Genomic DNA, 22,608 nt, shown 5'->3' on the forward strand with positions numbered 1-22,608 from the left:
ACTCAACAATTGAGAATATAGAGATATTCTACCTAAATTCATGGTATATTTTTATCATAGATCGGCTTATTTTTTATACGATTCGGCTATCTATGGTATATTTCATGTGGAAGGATCAGCTGCGATGAATGGACATTTGGATTTTCTTTTTGGAACAACAAGGCCTCAGAATGGGATGATTCATTCTCATAAACACCAGTGCTATGAATTGGTTTATTACATACAAGGAAGTGGCTCAACTCGAGTTGGAGAGCACACTCACCTCTTTCACAATGACACCTTCACGTTAATTAAGCCGCATACGCTGCATGACGAGAAACATGCGACGGACAGTGAAGTTCTATTTGTCGGATTTCAAGCGKAGCTAGGGAAATATCCCCTTCGAGAAGGTTTATATGTCGACCAATCAGAAGGAGCGATTCTTGCCTTGCTGCAAAAAATGATCATTGAAATGCAGAATAAACGCTCTTTCTATACGGCTAAGCTGAATCATCTAGTTGGCGAATTAATTATTGAACTCCTCCGTTATGATGAATTCACTACCTCCGAGCCATCTGTTGATAAGGTCATTTATGCCAAAAACTACATCGATGAGAATGTCAGTCAGAAGATCAGTGTTGACCTATTAGCAGATTTGGTTGGCTACAGCTATGATCGATTCCGTCATCTATTTAAAGAAGAATATGGTCTTTCACCTATGCAATACGTGATGTCCAAGCGCTTCGAACTGGCCAAACGACTGTTGAAACAAACGGATCTCTCCATATCGGCCGTTTCTAATGAGAGTGGTTTCTCCAACGATACGCAGTTCTGCTCGCTTTTTAAGAAAGCGACAGGGCTCTCTCCCCGCCGATATCGCTTGCAACAATAAACATGAAGGAGCTGCATGAAGCCTTATGTCTCTACAGCCTTATTTTGAGCAAAATAAAAACCAAAGTGGTTTAACCGATATCGACAGACCCTTCTATGTGGGTTGCCAAACCACGCTTCATGAGGGCTACCAGATTGCTTCGCAAATCACCTTGGAAACGGGCTTTAATCATACCAGCTATTTCATTAAACAATTCAAGCGTATCAAAGGTGTTTCTCCTAAACGCTATTGTAGAGAACGATTGCAGGTTACATATGAACATCTTGAAGGATAAGCTATGTTATTCCTACTTCATCTCTGCGCCTCTTTGCGTTAAAATGCAGGAGGTTATCAAATCAGCTACATAGATGGAAATAATACAGTTAAATCTGCCATAATTCACCTTTAAAATAGAATAGATGGAAAATATGTAGTTATATTTACATGTTATCAGCTAAAGTAGGCGATACACGAAAATTAACTACCTTTTTTCTATGTATTTGTAAATTCCAGTCGTAAATCATGAAAATAGCTGTACATTTTCCAGTTAAACGAGGCACGCAGCCTTTTCAGCATCTTCACTGGACGTCAGAAAAATCTCCATCGGTTTCTTACTAAATTATTCCAATCCGGATGAATCCAGCCTTCTTGTGGTAACGTCTTCCCCATATCTCGAGTATATGGAAAATACCCCGTGTGCAAACGGATCTAATTCATACTGTTTTCTCCTTTCCTGAAACAAAAAAGACAACCCGCAGGCTGCCTTTTCCTCTCACTAAGCGGTATTCTTTTATTAAACTGCTATACCTGCTCATCCACCATACGATTCGTTAGTGCACCTAATTTCTCGATTTCAATCGTTACCACATCGCCATGCTTCAAGTAAACACGCTGATCTATCGGCTTACCAAGCACAACACCCTCAGGCGTTCCTGTCAAAATAATATCACCAGGCGACAACGTCATATGCTGGGAAATATAGCTGACGATTTCATCACAGTGGAAAATCATATCCGATGTATGCGAACTCTGTCTCGTCTCGCCATTCACCGTGCAAGAAATCGTTAACTGATTCGGATCACCAACTTCATCAGCCGTTACCAAATACGGACCCAGTGGACTGAATTTATCACAGGATTTCCCCAGCAGCCATTGTTGTGTACGCATTTGCAAATCACGCGCCGATAAATCATTCACATTGCAATATCCAAACACATGGCTTAATGCCTGCTCCTTGGACACATATTTCGCCTGTTTCCCGATGACGATAACAAGCTCAGCTTCATAATCAACCTGACTCGTGACACGATTCGGAAGTGGAATATCATCGCCAGGTGCGGCAATCGTATTATTGAACTTGTTAAACAAAATCGGATACTGAGKAATGGCCGCATTCGTTTCTTCGGCGTGCTTACGATAGTTCAAGCCAACGCAGATAATTTTACCCGGATTGGTGACACAGGGACCGTAGCTTACTTGAGATTCATCTAACAGGTAGGCACTTTCCGCCGTTGCCCCTTCAAGAACTCTTGCTATATAACGTTCAATCCCAGGAATCACCGCTTCAGAGTTCGCAATGACCGACATGATGTCAGTTGGAATTCCGTCCTCAGGGAACGCTTTCAATGCTGCTGTTATATCGAATACCTTGTTGTCTAACTTCACACCAAGATGTCTACTACCGGAATGGTCAATCGTAACTAGTTTCAAAATGAACATCCTCTCTCTTCAAATAATTGTTAACACTGAGCTTACTTACGCATTCTTACCGAATACCGCGCCACCATCAATGTATAAAGGTGAGCCCATCATGAATTTGGAATCATCTGATGCTAGGAATAAGGCAGCTTGAGCTACATCCTCTGGCGTTCCGAGCTCATCGCTAAGTTGTCTACTTTTCAGTGAGGCGATAGCTGCCTCAGGATCATCATAAGAGGTTTTCAAATAATTCTCAACAAATGGTGTTAAAATCGTACCAGGTAACAGCGCATTTACCCGAATTTGGTAGGGAGCATAATCGACCTGCATGGATTTCGTCAATGCCAATACGGCTCCTTTGGTAGCTGCATAGGATGCGCGTCTGGCTAACCCAATCTCGGCAACGCAAGAGGACATATTGATAATGGATCCGCTGCGCTTTTCCATCATATGGGGAATAACATATTTGGACGGCAAGAATACGCCGCGAATATTCACACGAATGACACGATCCCATTGGTCCGGCTCTAACTCGTGTAGAGCGCCAACACCGCTAATTCCTGCATTATTAAAAAGCACATCAATTCGTCCATACGCTTCGATTGCTCGGTCTACCATCGTCTTGACGGAATCTGGATCCGTCACATCGGCTTGTAGGAAGAGCGCGTCCCCACCATTAGCTTGAATTTCGGATGCCGTTTCCTCACCTTTGACCGCATCCAAATCATTGACGATCACATGTGCTCCTTCTTTTCCAAAAAGCAGTGCTGTGCTTCGCCCGATGCCTGATCCTGCACCTGTAATTAGAATTACTTTCTGATGTAATCTCATCTGGTTCCACCTCTTAGTTTATTATAATAAACTTAGTTTATAAAATATTATAGACTAAGTCTATCATCCGACGTCAATCGCGTCAACGCCAAATAAACCAGATACAACCCGTTGCCCCGGATCTAAACTGGTTTACCTGTAACTTCGTCTTGGTGGCTACAGTGGCACGGTTGCCGATAACGCTTGTGCGAGAATCTGAATCTCTTCCCTCGCTAGATCTTGTTTCTGCGTCCATTGATGTATAGGCATCGAGCAACTAACAGCCGCTATCCAATTACCGTTCCGATCAGCAATCGGCATGGCGAAGCAGTAAAAGCCGAGCACGATTTCTTCTTGATCCATCGCATATCCTTGTTTTCTTACCATTCGAAGCTGTTCCAACAGTTCTTCTCCGCTTCGAACAGTATTCGGAGTAAACGCTTGATAACTTCCTTCTTCGTACAAGGCGAGCACTTGTGCATCCTCCAAAGCAGACAGTAATACCTTACCCATCGCCGTCGCGTAGGCAAGCATACGCATGCCAGGCTCAGAGATGAGACGAACTGGCGTTGGCGCCTCTTTTTTGGCTAAATACACGAGCTCGCCTTTCTCCAATCTAGCCAACTGAAAGGTTTCACCAAGTCGCTCCACGGAGCGAGCAGCTTTCTCCTCAAATAACTTCACTAGCGACATACCAGAGAAATATGCGTTGCCAATCACACCGAAAAAGGAGCCGAGCACATAGGTATCCCCTTTTTCTCGGATGACCCAATTCAATGTCTCCATCGTATGTAAAAGCGAAAACATCGTGCTCTTATTAATCCCCGTTGCACCGCTCAAGTCCATTAACCTAAGTTTAGAAGGCTGCTCCGCAATTAATTGGAGAACATCTTGTGCTCTTTCAAGTGCTGGGACCCAATATTTTCTTTCCATGCGCATACCTCACTTAAACTTGACTATCCATAACCGTTTCAATTAATGCTGTATTACAATAATTTGACCGTATCACCGAGTCGAATTTGACCTGTTTGAACGACAGAAGCATAGACACCAAACTGCAGGTCAAAGCTTTCGTTTACTTTTTTGAGTACAGAAGGATCTTTATCCAGTGAATCTGGATCTATCGTAATCATCATACATCGCTCACAGTAGCTGTCTACCTGCAATTGTACTTCGCCTATTGCAATCTGTCGACCTATCCATTCTCCTTCGGAGCAGGCATCGTCATCTAACGCGACTACGAAATTGCCACGGAAGCGACGTTGATCCAAATCCTTACCGTGCAGACGCTCGAGTTTCCTTAAGCTTGCATCTGTGATAAGAAGTATGCTGGCACCATCAACGGAAAGCAGATGTGGATGTTCTGGATGCTGCTCTTTTAATCGCGACATGGTAAGGGGAGTCTTCGTTTGACTTTGAATTTCTTTCAATAGTGCCTCATTCCAGCCGAATATTCGCCCATCAGCAGCTTTTATTTGGATATCTCCGTTGAGATAACTCGCTTGATAGGTTAACATGTTAGGCATATTTCGTGCCGTAACATATCGCCACCAGCCCGATTTGGCTTCATCATAAAAGGCTCCAAACCGATCCCCTAGCATCCCATAGGTTTCAATCTGACATGATGTCAATCGCTCACCAGCGAATGACTTTATGGGATACCGATTAATTTCACTTATTTTACCGATGGTCACTTGCAAAGTTCGTTCCTCCATCAATCTCATATTCCACACACGCAACCATTTTACCATGTCGGATACCTCAGAGCTAGGTGATGCGACTCGCCGCGCTTGCTAATGGATGAAAAAAACCACCTGATTTGGCGGCTAATTTTTATCTATATTTTGATGTTAATGTTTTACTCCAGGAGATTTGTTGTATACCCCCTCAACATTTGCATATCATCAACAAGTTGCCATCTGGATCTTTAAAATTAAACCAATGTCCATGCTCGATTCCCGTGACAATTTCAACATTGCTATCTTTCATGAATTGGTAAGCCTTCTGTATATCGTCCGTGTTAAAATGGAACGCAGGATTTCTATATGTAGCATCCATATGATATATTTTGCTGTCCAATATAAGATTTGACCCATTATTATCCAATGGTATGCAACAAAGATGGTCGGCGATAATTTCAAACGCAGGCTCCAGTCCAAGAATACCGCAATACCATTCTCTTGCGTCTCTAATGTTACTCACTGGAATAAAAATGCCTCCGACTCTACTTAGAATAATGCTCACATTTTTCACACTCCCTAATTCTACTTTTTAAGATCTATTGTATCATATTAATTGGTAAAATAAGGGGGATTCTCTCTCTGGAGCTTGATATCTCTTCACAACGCTGAAGTTTACACGTGAAAAAAGCCACACAGTACGTGTGGCTTTCTATATGACTTCCTTACTTAAATGCCTAAAAATTTGGCAAGTTTATCAAGCAAACGTTGTTGGGAAGACAACTGTATCGCTATCGTGTCAAACCGATTGTTCAGTACTTCTTCATTTGAATCGACTTGATTGCTAACTGCTTCATCGATTAGCTCATTTAATTTCTGAGTATTGATAGCGTAATTATTACGCATTTCTTGCTCTAATTCTGTGATACTTTCCTTATGTTGCTTGCGCAATTCATAAGTCACTGCATGCATCTCATTCCTAAGATTTTGCTCCAAAACTTCTGTGATCTTGGGTTGAATGGTACTGAGTTCTTGTTCCATCTTCGAGATGCTTTCTTGAAGTTGATTCTTTAACTCACCTGTCGTTGCCTGCATGTCACTCCTGAGGTTTTGCTCCAGAGCTTCTGTCAACTTGGGCTGAATCGTAGTGACTTCTTGGAGCTCTTGTTCCAATCTGGCGACAATTTCTTGAAGTTGATTCTCTATCTCACTTGTTGTTGCCTGCATGTCACTCCTGAGGTTTTGCTCCAGAGCTTCTGTCAACTTGGACTGAACAGTCGAGAGCTCTTGGAGTTCTTGCTCCAACCGCGAGACACTCTCTTGTTGCTGCTTCTGTAACTCACTTGCCGATGCCTGCATTTCACCTCTGAGATTTTGCTCTAGCAATTCTCTCAGCTTTGGCTGAACCGTATAGAACTCATGGAGTTCTTGCTCCAATGACGAGACACTTTCATGAAACTGCTTCTGTAACTCATTGGATGATGCAATTATTTCTCCTCTGAGACTTTGCTCCAGAGCTTCTGTCATCTTGAGCTGAACGGTATTGAGCTCTTGGAGCTCATCTTCTAACTTCGCGAAGCTTTCATTTTGCTGATCTTGCAGTTTCGTTGTTCCTGCGAGGATTTCACCCTTGAGATCGTGCTCAAGTGTTTCTATCAGCTTCGGCTGAACGGTATAGAGGACATGCTGCAGTTCATTAACCTGCTCTGAAACATTCTTATATTGTATGTTGAGTACATCAATGTGAGCGGCAACTTCGTTGCTGTCGTCTTGTTCAATGACCTCAGCTACCTTACAAGTAAAAATCTTGATGATATTACGCAGCTCTGCAACTTCTTCAGAAATGCTATTAAATTGAAAATTTAAGGATTCAGCTATTTTTGTAATCCGTTCATCCTGATTAGCGTCCTTCGTGACTTCGATCATCTTTTCCATAAATGTAAGAACAATATTCCGAAGTTCTGCGACTTCATTCGTAAGCTCATCGAACAGAACGTTGACGTCATTTTTAGTTGGCGCGACTTGTCTAGCACTTGTAATAGAAGATATACCAACCGATTGACTATCATCTACTACTTCGTTTATACGCCTTGGTGTTTTAATTGCTTCTATTTTTTGCGTTAATAACTGTACCAGGTTACGTAATTCCAAAATTTCATTACTTACAAGTGGGTTAACTTTGTTTTCTACAAGTGGTACATTCAATTCTGGAACACTCACAGCTGAAGAAGTGACAGGGATCTCACCACTACTAGGTGTACGAATACCCTTCTGGGACATTTCCTGTAAATGTTCGCTAATCATCTTAAGTGATTTATTGGCATCTTTCATTTTTGCAATCACTCGAAATATTTCGACTGATTCTTCTGTATATCTTAAGCCTCCTCCAACAGTGGTGGACGGAAGAAAATCAGCAAATTGTTTGGACCATTCCACGACTGTTCCTTGCGTTCTTTTGATTAAACGTGCAATCTCATTGACCTTATATGTCCTTTTCATTTGTTAACGATCATATCCTTTCTTCTTATATCCCGTAGGCTTAGGCATCTATAACATGTTATTCAGGGCCATATACAAATGACAATGAATAAGTGAAATAGTTAGCATCGCAAAGAGGCTGCCCCATATGTAGGACAGCCTCGAAATATAAAATATGAAATTATTTTACAAGTCCATGTGGATCAATGACGAACTTGCGAGAAACACCACGATCAAATTCTTGATACGCTTGAGGCGCCTCGGCCAAAGAAATGAGGGTCGCGTTGACCGCTTTGGCAATCTGTGCTTTGCCACTAAGAATCGCCATCATCAGATCTCGGTTATATTTCATGACAGGTGTTTGTCCGGTAACAAATGTATGTGACTTGGCCCAGCCCAACCCAAAGCGAATTTTCAACGTCCCGATCTTAGAATCTTCATCCACTGCACCAGGGTCCCCTGTGACATATAATCCCGGAATCCCCAAGCTGCCTCCTGCACGCGTAACTTCCATAATGGAATTGAGCACGGTTGCTGGTGCTTCACCATGCGCTTTGCCATGACCATGTGCTTCAAAGCCTACGCAATCAATCGCGGAGTCCACTTCAGGTGAGCCCAGAATCTGATCGATTTGCCCGGCTAGGTCCGCATTCTCACGCAGATTAACGGTTTCGCAGCCAAAGCTTTTCGCTTGTGCTAAGCGCTCTGCATTCAGATCCCCAACAATGACAACCGCAGCCCCTAACAACTGTGCAGAATGCGCAGCAGCAAGACCAACTGGACCCGCTCCAGCTACGTATACGGTCGAGCCTGGACGAACGCCTGCACTAACAGCGCCATGATAACCTGTTGGGAAAATATCAGAAAGCATCGTCAAATCTAGAATTTTCTCCATCGCTTTCTCTTTGTCCGGGAATTTCAGCAGTTGAAAATCGGCATAGGGAACCATCACATATTCGGATTGTCCGCCAACCCATCCACCCATATCCACATAACCATAAGCAGAACCTGGACGATCTGGATTTACATTCAAACAAACATTGGTATTCCGCTCTCTACAACTACGGCATCGACCACAGGCAATATTAAAAGGTACGGAAACGAGGTCTCCCTTTTTGATAAACTCGACATCACGACCTACTTCAATGACTTCCCCCGTAATTTCATGACCTAGAATAAGTCCTGAGGGTGCGGTTGTACGACCCCTTACCATATGCTGATCACTGCCGCAAATGTTGGTCGTTACGACTTTAAGAATAACACCATGCTCACATTTTCTACCGACATTCAAAGGATTAACGCCAGGTCCATCTTTTAATACTAATTCCGGATAATCGGTGTCACGAATTTCAACACTTCCTGGTTTGCTGTAAACAACTGCTTTATTTCCTGCCATCTTCTCTTCTTCCCCTCACACAGTAGTTATGCTGAGTTAGTCCCATTCATAAACAGTGTCTAAGATCGCAAAAGCTCGGAAGTAACGCAAACACAAGAATACTATTCTCCCTTCTCACCTATTATCCTGCCTAGTTGTCATTAAAATGATAACGATTACAAAATAAATCAAGAACGCACAGTCAAGCTGTTGCGCTCTTGATGGATAACCCTCTTTAATCGAACCTATGGTGCACTAGGTCCAACCTCTGAAGCTGCCAGTGGATGTTTCCCAAAAGATGTGCTTGTAGAGCGTTCGTCTGCTCCAATGTCATTGGAGGAACGTGTTTCTCCATCCATATCCTCTGTCACATAGGAGTATGTTCCAACCGCAGCGTTAATTGCAGGAGAGGTCGATGACAATTTTTGCAAGCCGTTTACCGTCGTGAATAACGGGTTTGTTGCCCATATTTGAGCCGTAGTCCTTGAACCATTGTTGCTTACTGTGCTGCCGTTCCCTATGTTCCCCTCAAATACCGTGTTGGTGGTGCCAACTTCATAATACAGAGTCCCTGTGGAATTTTTCACGATATTATTTGCCACTCTGCTGTCTTGAGGAGCATATGTCTTCGTAGAACCAACAATGATTCCCGTCGTGCTGTTCACAATCGTATTGTTGACAACTTGCGCTCGGTATATTTTCCATTGTGCTGTCAAGTCCTCCGCCGATGGATTCGAAGGATATCCCCCCGTACCTCCATCGTAGTTACCGTTATCCAGAATAATCGCGTTAGCCGTCAGATTCTCCATGTAATTATTGTAGATCTTATGATCGTTGCCATAAATGCGGATTCCTGCTTGTTCCGATTCTACACCATCACCGAGGAAATAATTGCCGTAAAAGGAGTTGCTATGTCCATGTCTTGAGGTGAGTCCACCCTTGGACGTCTTGAAGGTATTATAGCGAACCGTATTATTACTGCTTTTTACAGAAACGATTTCGGGTTCACCATCGCAGTTTTCAAACAGATTGTACTGGATCGTATTAAACCCATTGGATAAGGATATCCCTGATAAGCCAAGTCGTATCGTTTCCTTGCCATTCGCAACCCATGGTCCTACATCATGAAAATAATTATATTCAATAACGTCATACTGAGAGATGTTTCCGTTTCCATCACCTTGATACGCAATAAGCGGATCCGTGTCGCTCTTCGGACCAAAATCATTATGGTCAATGCGATTATGATGACTATTAACACCACTAACCTGCAGCCATATGAGGGTTCCTCCTGTTGCTTGAAGGGCGAATCGATTTCGAGTCACACGAATGTTATTAGAACCGTCTAGCAGCAGTGCTGTGTTTCCTAAATTTGTGAACTTTAATCCCTCGATAACGACATTCGACGAATTTTGAATTTGCAGAGAAGCACCGCCAGCAATGATCGCCTGACCTGCATTCGCAGCCTTGATCGTGATCGGGCTGCTCGCTGTACCATTTTTACCACTTAAGACAAATGGTCCTGTTTGCGAGTAAGTCCCATTGGCTAGCACGATCGTCGTACCTGCGCTTGCATTGCTTAAGGCGGTTGTTAATTGAGCGGAAGTGGAAACAGAAACACCAGGAATCACCGGGGCATCACCATAAATTTCCACCTCGGAATAACTGTTCCATAAGTTAAGGGAATTGCCGTGGCCAACAATTCGCACATAGCGAGCTGACGCTACATCCGCGAAGTCGAACGTTTGTAAGCTTGTATTTAAACTGCTCGTCACATTGGACTGAACCGTCGTGAAGTTTACATTATCCGTGGACGTTTGAATGTCGAAAGTGGAGGTTCTCGTATCTCCGCTTATAAAAGCGATTTTGATATAGGCAACCCTGACGTTGGAGCCTAAATCATACTTGATCCATTGACCATTGCCGCTAGCTGACCAGCGCGTGGTTAAGTTGCCGTCCACTGTGTTAGCAGGCACATTGCCATCATCCGCGCTTGCCGTTACGGAAGTCCCTGCGATAGAGAATTTAGTATCTACGGAAGCGCTTGCAGAAGTGTCGCCGTAAATTTCCACCTCGGTATAACTATTCCATAAGTTCGCAGAGTTGCCGTGTCCGACAATCCGCACATAACGAGCTGGATCTACATCAGGAAAATCAAAGGTCTGCAAGCTTGTATTTAAGCTGCTCGTCACATTGGCCTGAACCGTCGTAAACGTAATATTGTCTGTAGATGTTTGAATATCAAAATTCGAGGTTCTCGTATCTCCACTTATAAAAGCGATTTTAATGAAAGATACTTTTTTCACAGCGCCCAGATCATATTTAATCCACTGCCCCTCTCCGCTTGCTGACCAACGAGTCGTTAAGTTCCCATCCACCGTATTGGCAGGCACATTCCCATCATCCGCGCTCGCTGTTACCCCAGATGCCGCGACCGTCAGTTTCGCGTCTGCCGCATAACCAGCAAAAGGAATCATGGTAAGAAACAAACTAATTAATAGCATAACAATACCTACTTTTTTACCTTTTCGCATAAATACATCCTCCCTTGATTTTCATTTGAAACCATGTATCCAATCTAATCATTGAACTCCTTTCATTCATATTGAGTGCGTGCACTCTCCACCAATTTAATACAAATTACGGAAAATAAGCATCATCATAATCGTGAATGCATCTTCAAAATCGAAACTGATTACCCTCATTACCTAAACTCGCTATTCAAATATGGATGTCAGGCATAGGAAGAGGCCCATGCTCAGTTGCATGGACCACCGACGATCATTCCTATGATTTATTTACATGCTTCCACCATAAGCATCAATGCCATGGACTGCCCATACGGCATCGGACATTGTTTGATGTTGCGGTAATAGTCAAGGTTATCCTTTAAGCCTGTACCGTAAGAAACACCATGGACAATTCCTTCATCATCAATTTTGCTTATGACACCTTCCAGTGCTTTCAGTCCCACAGCGCGATAACGCTCATCAATAAAACCTTTTCGTACTGCCTTCAAGATGCCATAGGCGAACGCAGAAGACGCTGATGTTTCCAAATACGAATCAGGCTGATCCAACAGTGTATGCCATAGGCCGCTTTCATGCTGAAGTGTGGCCAGTGTTCTCACCTGTCGTTCGAGTGACGAGATCAGGAACTGGCTTACACCCGTTGGTAGAGGAGCGATATCCAGATAATCTACCAGTCCTGCTGTATACCAAGAATTGCCACGAGCCCATAAGGCTTGCGCATAATGATGGTGCCCGATAAATGTCCAACCGTGAAAGAACAACCCTGTCTTCACATCGGTTAAATATTTGAGATGGACTAAGAACTGTCGGATACTCTCTTGGAAATAAGCATCATCTTGCAAAAGGACACCCATGCGTGCTACGAACAAAACGGTCATAACAAGGTATCATCCCATAATTGGCCTTCGTTCAAATTCCGTGTAACACAATGCTGAAGGCCGCCTTCATCCGTTCTCGGCATTTCTTCCATCACATAAGTAACCCATTCTTTACAAAGCGCCACATACGCCTTATTCCCTGTTTCCTCAGCCAAATAACTTAACGTCAACATGGGACACATCGTATTTACATTTTTGTCCGGTAAGCCTTCAGCAATCCGCTTGTCAAACCATTGTATGAGCTCATCTCTGATCGCCAAATTGCCAGTCTCCTTGTAATAGGAGTACAAAGCAAACAATCCAACGCCCTGCGGCCATTCCCAATTATCCATCGAAACAATGCCAATCGCGACACTTTCTTGAAATGCTGGTTTTAAAGCTTTCATTTGATGAATCAGCTTTGAAATGATGTGTTCATACTTTTCAAACGTAGCAGCATTTGTCATAACTCATTTCACTCCTTAAGTGAGAATAGGCTGTATGAGACGGTCCTGTAGCTGTTGTGTATAAAGACTGCGAGGATTTACATGGCTCCCGAAACTTTCCCAATAGGCATCCTTGCGTTGCCTTTGATCATAGGGACTTGGGAGAAGTGGCTTGCCTTGACTTCCAACATGTCCGATCGCATAGTTTTGAGCGGTTGGTGGCTGTTGAGAGACCAGCTCATTGGACGTATTCCAAGTAACATAGTTCGCCCCTGACCAACCATGACCGCTCCCTAACCAGGCCCGATCCTGAATATGGATACGTCCCTCTACATTGTCATAGAGGCATCCCACTGACCACCGATGATGCGGTTCACTCGTGTTGTAATCCTTTTGCGACTCGCAATCGAGGAATACATTCGGCCCCGCAACCCGTGCATCCACTGCAAAAGCATGTCTCGCGGTTTCCGAGTAAGATCGCTGCACGAGCGTTAATTCACCCATCAGATGATACGAATAGCGGCGGCCTCCCGTGATCACGCTGATAAAGGCATAGGCTGCACAATCCTGGATCGTGATCCATTTCGCAGAGCGTCCTACCTGCACCAGTGCATGTTGGAAATGGAAACCAACGATATTGCGTATCCAAGCGTTTTTGACATGATCCAGATAAATAAAATTAATCGCATGCTGCTCGTCGGCCAGGTATGGTTCTCCGCCCTCATTACCGTCAATTCGCGATTCCATGATACTTGGATCATACGAAACTACCACCCTCAAGGACTCGATACCGATCTGTTCGATCCGGCCTCCATCCTCATACTTAATAAGTGCCCCGCCTCCCCAGCGGCTTTCAATCGCATTCGCGATTGGAGCGTCCAGCGTGATGCATTTGCCATCCATATGGGTGATTACTCTGTCGAACTCCAACTGGAAGGGAAGCCAATGAGTCGTCCCGCCTGCAACGGGCCTCATGCGAATGGCATCCATGCCAATGGCATGAATCCAGCGTTCATTACCGTAGCGAAGCACCTTGACAGTGTCTCCGACCCGATAGAAGGAAGCATCGCTAACATGAATCGTTCGAGCTCCCGATGGCACATAAAGATCGGAAATGGAGGTCTGCGTTTCAGCCAGTAGACAAGGAGCTGATTCTCCCTTGATCTCGATCAAATTCCGCTGTTTTGTACCTGCAGCATACAGTAAGGTTCCACCTTCGTTTTCTCCCTCACCGCGTAAGACAATTCCACTTGCCCTAATCTGCAAGGTACCATCAATAGGGTAGACGCCCTTCTTCAGCAGAACGGTGCCGCGAAAGCCTGACGAAGATGGCGGTAATGCAGCTACCTGATCAATCGCGTCCTGAATATGTGTCGTATTATCTCCCCCTACAGGTTCAAGTGAAATAACAGGTGCAATATCAGGAATCGCTACGCCGCCTCCACCATATCCGCAATTCGAGAAGTCGATGATCTGATTCCCCTTGAAATCAGGCACATAAACCAGTTTCCCATTTTTATCGACATGTACGATTTCACTTTGCCMCGCTTTCGAACTATGAACGGGCTTAACGGTAAAATAAAAAGCATCATAGAAGGCGTTGCCATCTTCTACTTCCATCACAACATTTATCCGGTATTGACCAGGGTCCCTCGCTTCGCCAGGAAATGTGAATGTCGTAGACGTATCCACTCGCAATTTGCACACGGGAAGACTCACAATCAACTGATCCGTGGACATGTTCACCAATGCAACTTGCATGGTCATCGCTTCTGAAGGCCTTACATGCAACTCTGGAAGTGTACGACCAAGTTCCAAGAAAGCTGGCTGTCCAATTTCCATAACCAAGGAAGGATGTACAAGATCAATATCCACCAACCACTCCATGGGATTATACACATCTATATAAAAGCTTGCCTCTTGCATCACGCCATCTAAAGTTACATTAGCCTTAATCTGTGAGATGCCTGACTTGAGACAGGTTATCACCMTATTCTCATTTACAGACGCCACATCCTCATGGCTGCTACGAATTGAAATTTCCCCATACGCTAAGTCAGCATCCGAACCATCTGTCAAAATTCCTTTCAAATCCAACTCCGCTCGGTTGTTCACTTGCACCGATAATGTATCATCTTGATCGTAATCGCGGCCTCCTACCGTGCAAACTACACGATCCAACAAGGGACCCGCAGGAATCGCTAACCGATCATAAATACCGAAATCAATGAGCTGAAAATCACGTTCCGGATCAAATAGCTCCACTTTCAACTTGACATATCGTCCTTTAACTCTTGGAAACAAAACACTTTCGTCAGTACGAATTCCGCCTCTTGACGTTTCTCGACTAAAGGATTCATGCCAAATGACTCCGTTGGAAGAATGAAGAATACGGTATTTAGAGATGAAACCGGATGCCAGCTTCAACAGGACACGATTGAACGAGTAGCAATCACCCAGATCAACCGTGATCCATACGTGGTTATCATCCTTTTGATCGGAACTTGTTGGTTGCCAATAGGTAGTAAGGAAACCATCTACCGCGTGACGGCCAGTCCCCTTCGTACGTTCTGAGCTGCAGGTTACTTCGCAATTTTGAGCGAGATTAATTTCCGTTATTGCTTCTGTTTTAGACATTCAAACGTCCCTCCATCCTGATGCTGCTCATTCATGAGCTAGTGGAATCACCATATTCCAAGTTTGTGTAGCGTCATGAAATCCCTTGGTACCATCTGATGTAGCTGCAAATAAATGAGTAGGTTTACCATTTTGAAACAGTAGAAAAGGCCTTTCTAAATTACCCATTGTTTGGGTAGTTCCATTATCCCATGTGACTTTTCGAGAATACGCAAGCGATGGATGAATTCCCCAATTCATGCCATCCTTCGAGAAGGCGTATACACCACCGTACTTTTCACCGGATAGATCGCCATCCATATCCTTCGCGATCATGGCATAACCGTCATCTGTACGCCACACGAAAGGGTCTTCCAAATGTGCGTCGGGCGGGAAAAGCGGGTTTTCACTCATAACACGGTAAGGTCCCTCGTAATGATCTGCTCGCGCAACCCCAAACGTCATTTTCCCATGCCCATTGCCTTCATATTGTCTTGCTTTATAGATCAACAGCACGGAACCATCTTCCGCTATGCACGGGGCAGGATTAGACGTTAAGAAACTGTCAAACTTCCCTGGCCTTGTTGATACAATAGGTTCATCACGCCGCTGCCAAGGTCCGAACACACTATGCGACACCGCCAATCCAATACGCTTGTTCGCTCGAGCAACGATACATCGCGGATCTTGGAGCCCATATCCATCTCCCTCCATCGGATCCGGAAACGGATGTGTTGACCCCATATAAAACAGCAAATACTTGTCTTTGTGCTTAACGATATGTGGATTATGCGTGCTCCGCCCATCCCAATATTCGGCTCCTCTCGCAGGCAGTACGACCTCCTGGAACGTATAGGGTCCTTCTGGCTGATCTGAAACAGCTCGAACGATCTCAGAGGAGACCAACCAACCTGGATGCATCGGAAGTGATTTAGGCCACCTAGAGGCAAATAAGTGGAATTTGCCATCATCACCTTGAACGGCAGATCCGCACCACACCCAATAATCCTCCATTTGGAATCCACCGTTTCGTGGAGCTGGCAAGAAATTGTGAAGCATAGCAACATTCTCCTTCCTACTTGCTTTCATTCATATGAATTCATGACTCGTTAGCGTAATTTCTTTCAGGTTCATCAAGACGTTTCCACAGATCGTGTTTGGCTGAACCGTTATCACATATTCTCCAGGAGCATGAAAGTGAAAGAGTCCGATCTCGGAGGATTGGAATTGGTATTCGCCGCCCGTATTCGTTACAGCAGCAACTAACTTATCTTGACCAACTGCAATCTCGAAGGAGCCTCCCGCAGATGCTTCATCTGCACCGTACACAGCAGTTACCTTGTACGCCCCAGCGTCCATCACTCGAAACTTCCATTGCATGTAATCTTGCCTAGAGGACCAGTTTTTCACGTTGTCTCTTCCCTTTTTCCCCGTATCATAACGTAACGCCTCCCCATACAGCTCTCCGTCAAATACGCCAAAAACATTCGTAACACCGCCAGCAAACAACACTTGTCTAGGATTGACATCTAGTTCGCCATCGAATTCAACTGCAACAACGATACACATGGAATCAGGTGCTTCAGTCTGCAGCTCGATGAGGTGATCACCGCAATCGTTCAGTAACCGATGCGATAATGTGGTTTTCGCTGTATCTGCCAATAGATAACAATCCTGGATCGAATTACGAATGCCAGGCAGTAAGAGTTCACCGTGAGCAGGCCAATCCCAGACATGCAAATATAAGGTACTGCCTTTGCGTGTACAGCGCCCCCAAGGGGTCCTACCGATCGGACTGCCCTGTGAGGCATAGATGCTTTCACCATTCAGCTCCAGCCAATTCCCGATCACGCCAAGTAATTCCAACGATTTCGCATCGAAATTACCATCTCCTGTTGGCCCCACATTGATGACATAATTTCCACCCATACTGACGACATGAATCATGTCATGGAGGACTTCTTCGGGACTTCTCCAAGCATGATCCGTTTGGTTATATCCCCACGAATGATTTAGCGTTGCGATCGATTCCCAATCTCGCTTTTGTGCGCTAATATGGCGCTGGTTATCACCTGTATTCTCATAATCGCCGAATCCCTCACGACGAACTCGACGGTTGACTAGACAGTTTGGTTGCGTTTCATGGACCAAATCCACAAATTGCTTTCCTTGTTCATCCGTAATTTTGTGTCCACAATCAAACCAAAGGATGCCAATAGGGCCATATTGCGTTAGGAGCTCTTTCACTTGAGGAAAAGCTTTTTCTTGTAAATATTGCTCATAGCGAGTACGTTTGTTGTCATCCTCTACCCATGCGTGGAGCGGATCATAGGCACTAATATTTGCCGGGAAATCCAAGGTGTTTCCTTGGGAATCCGGATGATGCCAATCCATTGCATGCGAGTAGTACAAGCAAAGCACCATATTTTCGCGCTTACAAGCATCAGCTAATTCCGCCACGGGATCTCTGCCAAAAGGGGTTGCTTTAACAATTGTGTAGTCACTTACTTGCGAATCGTACATCGCAAAGCCTTCATGATGCTTAGCCGTGAAGATCATGTATTTCAAACCAGCATCCTTCGCAGCACGAACCCATGCACTCGCATCAAATTGATGAGCATGGAATTGATCGGCGATGCGTTCATATTCATGAATTGGAATTTGAGCCCTTAACTGCAGATGCTCCGCGTAAGCAGCATTGACGGGATCTCCTTTCCATACACCACCGGGCAGCGAATATAACCCCCAGTGAATAAATAAACCTACTTTGGCCTCGCGCCACCACTTGATTCGCTGCTCATGCGCTTCATCGGCCAACAACTCTGGGAGCTGACTCCCTCGTTGACTGTCCGCTTCTGCGTTATCCATTAAATGATCTTTTGTCGACATTGATCTTCCCCCTATTTTAAAGACCTATCCCTGTAATATTTCTTCGATTTCCAATAGATCTATGTCAGAAAGTTTGACGCCAGAAGCCCTAACATTCTCCTCCACTTGTTGGGGGCGGGATGCACCTATAATGCAGCTTGCGACATTATCCAGACGAAGCACCCATGCCAACGCCAGTTGGGCAACGCTTAGTTCATTGCGCTCTGCAATCGTTCTCAATTTATCTACCTTGTCAAGCAGCTCTTCCTTCATAAAATGTATAATCGCGCCATTTTGCTCTGGATCCGCTGCCCTGGAGTCGCTCGGATAGGGTGTGCCTGCTTTATACTTGCCTGTCAGAATCCCTTGAGCCAGCGGCGAAAACACAACTTGCCCGATCCCTTCCCTCGTACATAAAGGCACAATTTCCTTTTCAATGCCGCGTCGAAACATATGATATTGCGGCTGATTCGAGATAATTGGGTGTAAATTCAGCCTCTTCGCCATATGTGCGGCGTCGAGCAGTTGCTCTGTTTTCCACATGCTAACGCCCGTGTAAAGGACTTTACCTTGCGTGACCAGATCATCCAAAGCGCGTAGCGTTTCTTCAAGCGGAGTATCCGTGTCATATCTATGGCATTGATACAGGTCAATGTAATCCACACCGAGTCTTTGCAAGCTGGCATCGCATTGCTCCCTAATATGTTTGCGGGACAATCCGCGGTCATTGGGTCCGTCCCCCATGGGCACACATACCTTGGTTGCCAACACGTAGGATTCCCTGGGATATTTGGACAACGCCCGGCCCACCACTCGCTCTGCATCTCCTTTATGATAGACGTTCGCTGTATCGAACAGATTTATGCCCAACTCGTAGGCTTTATCAATAATCGATTCCGATTGTTTGTCATCGATCGCTCCACCATAGGTTAGCCAACTGCCTAAACTGAGTTCACTTACTTTTAAGCCACTGTTGCCTAATCGTCTGTACTGCATGTTAGAACCTCCCCATCCTACATTGCTATTACTAAAATGAGAATAAAACGACCTCCGACTCGATGTTACTATCCTTGTTCCCCTTTGTCATTGTTCATACTTATACCCCTATGTCTTTTTTTATGATGGAGCACGGATTATGACAAAAAGAACCACCTAGGTCGTACACCTAGTTGGTTCTTGTTCGTGATCTTCACTATTAATTCTGTAAAGCTTTTAACCAATCCAGCAATTGTACTGCCGTCGATTCCTCGATGAATTTGCCTTTTTGCGCTTGAACAAGTGCTTGTAGTGCATACAGCTTAGGGTTAAGGTCTAGTTTCGATGCCTTCTGAATGAGGTTAACCAAGGTCATTAATCCTCTGTAGATGCCTTCATTTTTGATCCAACCTTTTTGTTTCGCAATCGTAATAACTTCGTCCAAGTGGTCTAAGTCCATTTGAACTTGCAGGTTAAATTGCTGCGTTGTTGAATTGCCAGCCCGATCTGTCGCAGTAACAGAAATTACGTGGTTCCCCCATGTAAGTGACATCGGTTCAATGACATAGGGTGGATCAACTGGCTTGCCATCGAGTAGGATTACTTGATTAGCAATGCCGCTCAGCGCATCCGTGATCCCAAAGTCCAAGTCAATGGCATCTGTCAAGTAAACCGACATGGAGACAGTTGAGATCATGCTCGGAGCGCTTCGATCCAATTGAAGCGTGACGGACTTCGGAGATTCTTCGTTCCCTGCTCCATCAACGCTATAATACCTGAGCTCCGTCGTACCTTCGCTATCAATCTGAATGGTAGTTCCTTCTGTGAAGGTACTACCGTTCACACTGTAATACGTATGTGCAACATCACTGCCTCCATCTGTTGCGGAGAGATGAATCGTTTGGGTATCTTTATGCCATCCAGCTTGCACATCATCCGAGGTGATCGGTGCAGTCACATCTGCATCTCCGCCTACGTAGATTTCATTAATATTGTTCCACGTATCCTTGGAGTTGCCCTTACCGTTGTATTTAACATATCGCGCGTTTTCTTTCCCAAACTGAAAAATCTCTAATCCTGCAGTTTTGCCACTGCTTTTCCCACTAAACACAGTCTTCCAGCTGACGCCATCTTCCGATACCTGCAAATCAAAGTTATACTTGTCGACATCCCCTTTCAGGAATGCAATAAGCACAGAACGTACAGGTTTCACTACACCTAGATCAAATTGGATCCAGTGTGTAATTCCCTTGGCCGCATAGCGGGTTGTCAAATCGCCATCGATTGCACTCGCAGGAGGAAAACTTGCATGATAACCTGCGCTTGCTGAAACATTTTGAATAGGATAACTAATGAAACGATCCGGCACCTCACCGTAAATAGGGAAACCCGTCAGCAGCACCTCATATTTAGCTTGCAAATACGGATCCTGGCGGTCCTTCACCGTAATAATTGCCGTTCCAAACACTTGCTGAGGTTGCGCAATCTCCACAATATGACTGCTAGCTGCACTTATCGTTGGAATGACCTTCGTACCCAGCGGCACTGCAACTGAGTAGGCATACGTAGAAGGTGAGAAATTGGTGATAGATACACCATTGATTTGAATATCCGTTAATTTTGGCAATAAGGATTCAATTGGTGGTGTATGACTTTTGGACAATACAAGCTTATCTAACTGTGCAGCGTTTCCTTGCGACTTTATCGTCAACTGATGGAAGCCATCTGTCAGCATAAAAGGCAGATCGGCCGTCGACCAGCCCCAACCTAACGCGTCTGTAGACAAATTGACCTCTGTCCCGCCGTCCAAAGATACCTTGAGGTTTCCTACACCTGCTCCACTTGCAGAGCCCAACATATGTAGATACACACTGCCGCCATGCGTGACGTTCAAATCAAACGTTAATGAGGCTGCTTCCTCTTCTGAAGATTGCATGAAAGCGCCTTTGGAACATGTGTCACAAGCCCCTCTTGTAAAATCCCCTTCCCTGCTTGAGTAACTTTCTGCTTCCCACGTTGGTGATAAATCTGCATCCACCTGCTGTGTCCAGCTTGTGTGATCTTTGGCCCACATGATCCGGGCAAAATAGATGGGACTGGTTAGTACAGTGCTCATATAATAGGGATTCGTTAGCAATTTATAGACAGTTGGATCTGGAGCATAAGGAGAAATATGCAGATATTCGCTCCAGAGATTCGTCAATGTACAGCTCGTTGGAAGGCCGTCCACTTTACAGTAGAAGTTACCTGTGCCAGTTGAGATTACATATCGAATCGTATTTGCAAGCTTAATTAATGTATCTTGTGTAACGCCATATTTCCCGCGATCATATGCCCTAGTCATGCCCATGATATCATTCGCAGCATGAACGCCATCGGCGTCCTCGACTTTGCCGAAATAGTCAGCAACATACCACCATTTATATACATCATGACCTTGCACTTGATAAGGTTCCAGTGAAGCGGTGAACCAATCGATCGAGGCTTTGACGATTCGGTCATAGAGGTCTACTCTAGCCAGATCATCGGCTAACAGCTCGTGACATTCCGCCAAACGCATAAAACCGTTATTGATCATCATCTGCTGGTTCCAAGGTATCGCTGAGTTAGGTGCTCCACTRCCTGTTGTGCTCCAGCGTGTATCATTCGGCCAATACTGGCGTAATGTATCTGGCTTTACGAAATTCGGGATCATATACGTATCCATGGATTTATCTAACTCGATAATGTATGATTTCGCTCGCTGCAAATACGTCTCGCCATAGAGTGAACCATTTCCAATGGGTACCGTTTTGTTCCACAAGGACTTGTTTTGAAGAATCAGTTTCGCACTGTATGCAATGTGTCCGATTACATCGCCGTTCTCGCTGCCTGAATACCCTTCAATGAGCAAGCCATCACTATTGACTTCGCCAACCTTCTTGTTCGGCCATGCCAGCTCCCTATTTCCGTTCCATAGAACACGGCCGGTCACTGGATTATTCCTAGCAGAAAGCATATTTTCGCTAAATGAAATCATCCGATCGAGTATAGCTTGATCTCCACTGATTTCGTACATATAGCCCATTGCTTCTACGTTCTGACCGCTAGGACCATAGACGAAATCATTTCCGATATTACTAACCGGCAGACCGACGGAAGAAGAAAAGATATATTGCTTAAACGAATTAATTTCCTCTTGCGTGACAGGGCCCTCTAGGCTGCTAACCACCATGGGTGCTCCCGTGGCAGCAGAGGCTTTGGGTGCTAAAGGAGACCAAATCCCCGAGCAACTAAGCGTAAGCGCCAAGCATGAGACAAGTAGTTTACGCCAACCTTTCGTCATTTTTGCTGGAATTGCTGATGACATTACGAACCCTCCTTATTATCGCGACCTTCTGAAATCGCTTTCATAAGCAATCATAATTTTTATTACGCCTTCAAGC

At 44.7% G+C, this 22,608-nt stretch carries 15 protein-coding genes and 1 pseudogene; 2 read left to right on the forward strand and 14 right to left on the reverse strand.

Translation table 11 applies throughout. The annotated features are described in order from the left end of the window. Positions 1 to 124 precede the first annotated feature (124 nt). A complete protein-coding gene (locus AB4114_RS02525; RefSeq protein WP_441986963.1) occupies positions 125 to 871 on the forward strand; it encodes an AraC family transcriptional regulator in 747 nt (248 codons plus the stop codon). Between the two features lie 25 nt (positions 872 to 896). Beyond that, positions 897 to 1,145, forward strand: a complete 249-nt coding sequence (locus AB4114_RS02530; RefSeq protein ID WP_441986964.1) for a helix-turn-helix domain-containing protein — start codon at positions 897 to 899, stop codon at positions 1,143 to 1,145. Between the two features lie 506 nt (positions 1,146 to 1,651). Here the strand turns inward: AB4114_RS02530 and AB4114_RS02535 are convergent. The 14 genes and pseudogenes from AB4114_RS02535 to AB4114_RS02600 form a co-directional block, all read right to left on the reverse strand. Further along, entirely contained in the window at positions 1,652 to 2,560 is a 909-nt protein-coding gene (locus tag AB4114_RS02535; RefSeq protein WP_441986965.1) for a fumarylacetoacetate hydrolase family protein, read from the reverse strand. Between the two features lie 45 nt (positions 2,561 to 2,605). After that, positions 2,606 to 3,379 carry an SDR family NAD(P)-dependent oxidoreductase gene (locus AB4114_RS02540; RefSeq protein WP_171629571.1) on the reverse strand — a complete coding sequence of 258 codons (774 nt, stop codon included), beginning with the start codon at positions 3,377 to 3,379 and terminating at the stop codon, positions 2,606 to 2,608. A 156-nt stretch (positions 3,380 to 3,535) separates the two neighbouring features. Then, positions 3,536 to 4,291, reverse strand: a complete 756-nt coding sequence (locus AB4114_RS02545; RefSeq protein ID WP_441986966.1) for an IclR family transcriptional regulator — start codon at positions 4,289 to 4,291, stop codon at positions 3,536 to 3,538. A gap of 53 nt (positions 4,292 to 4,344) precedes the next feature. Beyond that, positions 4,345 to 5,109, reverse strand: coding sequence for an MOSC domain-containing protein (locus AB4114_RS02550; protein WP_441986967.1), 765 nt, complete (start codon positions 5,107 to 5,109; stop codon positions 4,345 to 4,347). 136 nt (positions 5,110 to 5,245) lie between these two features. Beyond that, positions 5,246 to 5,560, reverse strand: coding sequence for a VOC family protein (locus tag AB4114_RS02555; protein ID WP_441986968.1), 315 nt, complete (start codon positions 5,558 to 5,560; stop codon positions 5,246 to 5,248). Between the two features lie 206 nt (positions 5,561 to 5,766). Then, on the reverse strand, positions 5,767 to 7,536 hold the full coding sequence (locus AB4114_RS02560) for a MerR family transcriptional regulator (protein WP_441986969.1): 1,770 nt from the start codon (positions 7,534 to 7,536) through the stop codon (positions 5,767 to 5,769). A 160-nt stretch (positions 7,537 to 7,696) separates the two neighbouring features. Beyond that, the gene (fdhA, locus tag AB4114_RS02565; RefSeq protein ID WP_171629576.1) at positions 7,697 to 8,911 is read right to left on the reverse strand and encodes a formaldehyde dehydrogenase, glutathione-independent; all 1,215 of its coding nucleotides are present in this window, start codon (positions 8,909 to 8,911) and stop codon (positions 7,697 to 7,699) included. Positions 8,912 to 9,135: 224 nt separating this feature from the next. Continuing rightward, positions 9,136 to 11,424 (reverse strand): chondroitinase-B domain-containing protein, encoded by a 2,289-nt coding sequence (locus AB4114_RS02570; RefSeq protein ID WP_441986970.1) that lies wholly within the window; start codon positions 11,422 to 11,424, stop codon positions 9,136 to 9,138. 260 nt (positions 11,425 to 11,684) lie between these two features. Then, positions 11,685 to 12,745: pseudogene (gene bglB / locus AB4114_RS02575) on the reverse strand (beta-galactosidase BglB). Between the two features lie 15 nt (positions 12,746 to 12,760). Continuing rightward, positions 12,761 to 15,361, reverse strand: coding sequence for a discoidin domain-containing protein (locus AB4114_RS02580; RefSeq protein ID WP_441986971.1), 2,601 nt, complete (start codon positions 15,359 to 15,361; stop codon positions 12,761 to 12,763). Positions 15,362 to 15,388: 27 nt separating this feature from the next. Further along, on the reverse strand, positions 15,389 to 16,399 hold the full coding sequence (locus AB4114_RS02585; protein ID WP_441986972.1) for a glycoside hydrolase family protein: 1,011 nt from the start codon (positions 16,397 to 16,399) through the stop codon (positions 15,389 to 15,391). A 30-nt stretch (positions 16,400 to 16,429) separates the two neighbouring features. Next, entirely contained in the window at positions 16,430 to 18,229 is a 1,800-nt protein-coding gene (locus AB4114_RS02590) for an alpha-L-fucosidase (protein ID WP_441986973.1), read from the reverse strand. 24 nt (positions 18,230 to 18,253) lie between these two features. Continuing rightward, positions 18,254 to 19,204 carry an aldo/keto reductase family protein gene (locus AB4114_RS02595; RefSeq protein ID WP_441986974.1) on the reverse strand — a complete coding sequence of 317 codons (951 nt, stop codon included), beginning with the start codon at positions 19,202 to 19,204 and terminating at the stop codon, positions 18,254 to 18,256. A gap of 199 nt (positions 19,205 to 19,403) precedes the next feature. Then, a complete protein-coding gene (locus tag AB4114_RS02600; protein ID WP_441986975.1) occupies positions 19,404 to 22,532 on the reverse strand; it encodes an OmpL47-type beta-barrel domain-containing protein in 3,129 nt (1,042 codons plus the stop codon). Between the last annotated feature and the right edge of the window lie 76 nt (positions 22,533 to 22,608).

Origin of the sequence: Paenibacillus sp. 2RAB27 (genome assembly GCF_052115445.1) — a bacterium.
Classification (GTDB): Bacteria; Bacillota; Bacilli; order Paenibacillales; family NBRC-103111; genus Paenibacillus_E.

What these genes read in the sequence shown, in the direction of transcription:
- AB4114_RS02530 (WP_441986964.1), top strand. Translation starts at nt 897, where the DNA reads ATGTCTCTACAGCCTTATTTTGAGCAAAATAAAAACCAAAGTGGTTTA.
- AB4114_RS02540 (WP_171629571.1), bottom strand. Translation starts at nt 3,379, where the DNA reads ATGAGATTACATCAGAAAGTAATTCTAATTACAGGTGCAGGATCAGGC.
- AB4114_RS02545 (WP_441986966.1), bottom strand. Translation starts at nt 4,291, where the DNA reads ATGGAAAGAAAATATTGGGTCCCAGCACTTGAAAGAGCACAAGATGTT.
- AB4114_RS02550 (WP_441986967.1), bottom strand. Translation starts at nt 5,109, where the DNA reads ATGGTAAAATGGTTGCGTGTGTGGAATATGAGATTGATGGAGGAACGA.
- AB4114_RS02560 (WP_441986969.1), bottom strand. Translation starts at nt 7,536, where the DNA reads ATGAAAAGGACATATAAGGTCAATGAGATTGCACGTTTAATCAAAAGA.
- fdhA (WP_171629576.1), bottom strand. Translation starts at nt 8,911, where the DNA reads ATGGCAGGAAATAAAGCAGTTGTTTACAGCAAACCAGGAAGTGTTGAA.
- AB4114_RS02570 (WP_441986970.1), bottom strand. Translation starts at nt 11,424, where the DNA reads ATGCGAAAAGGTAAAAAAGTAGGTATTGTTATGCTATTAATTAGTTTG.
- AB4114_RS02585 (WP_441986972.1), bottom strand. Translation starts at nt 16,399, where the DNA reads ATGCTTCACAATTTCTTGCCAGCTCCACGAAACGGTGGATTCCAAATG.
- AB4114_RS02590 (WP_441986973.1), bottom strand. Translation starts at nt 18,229, where the DNA reads ATGTCGACAAAAGATCATTTAATGGATAACGCAGAAGCGGACAGTCAA.
- AB4114_RS02595 (WP_441986974.1), bottom strand. Translation starts at nt 19,204, where the DNA reads ATGCAGTACAGACGATTAGGCAACAGTGGCTTAAAAGTAAGTGAACTC.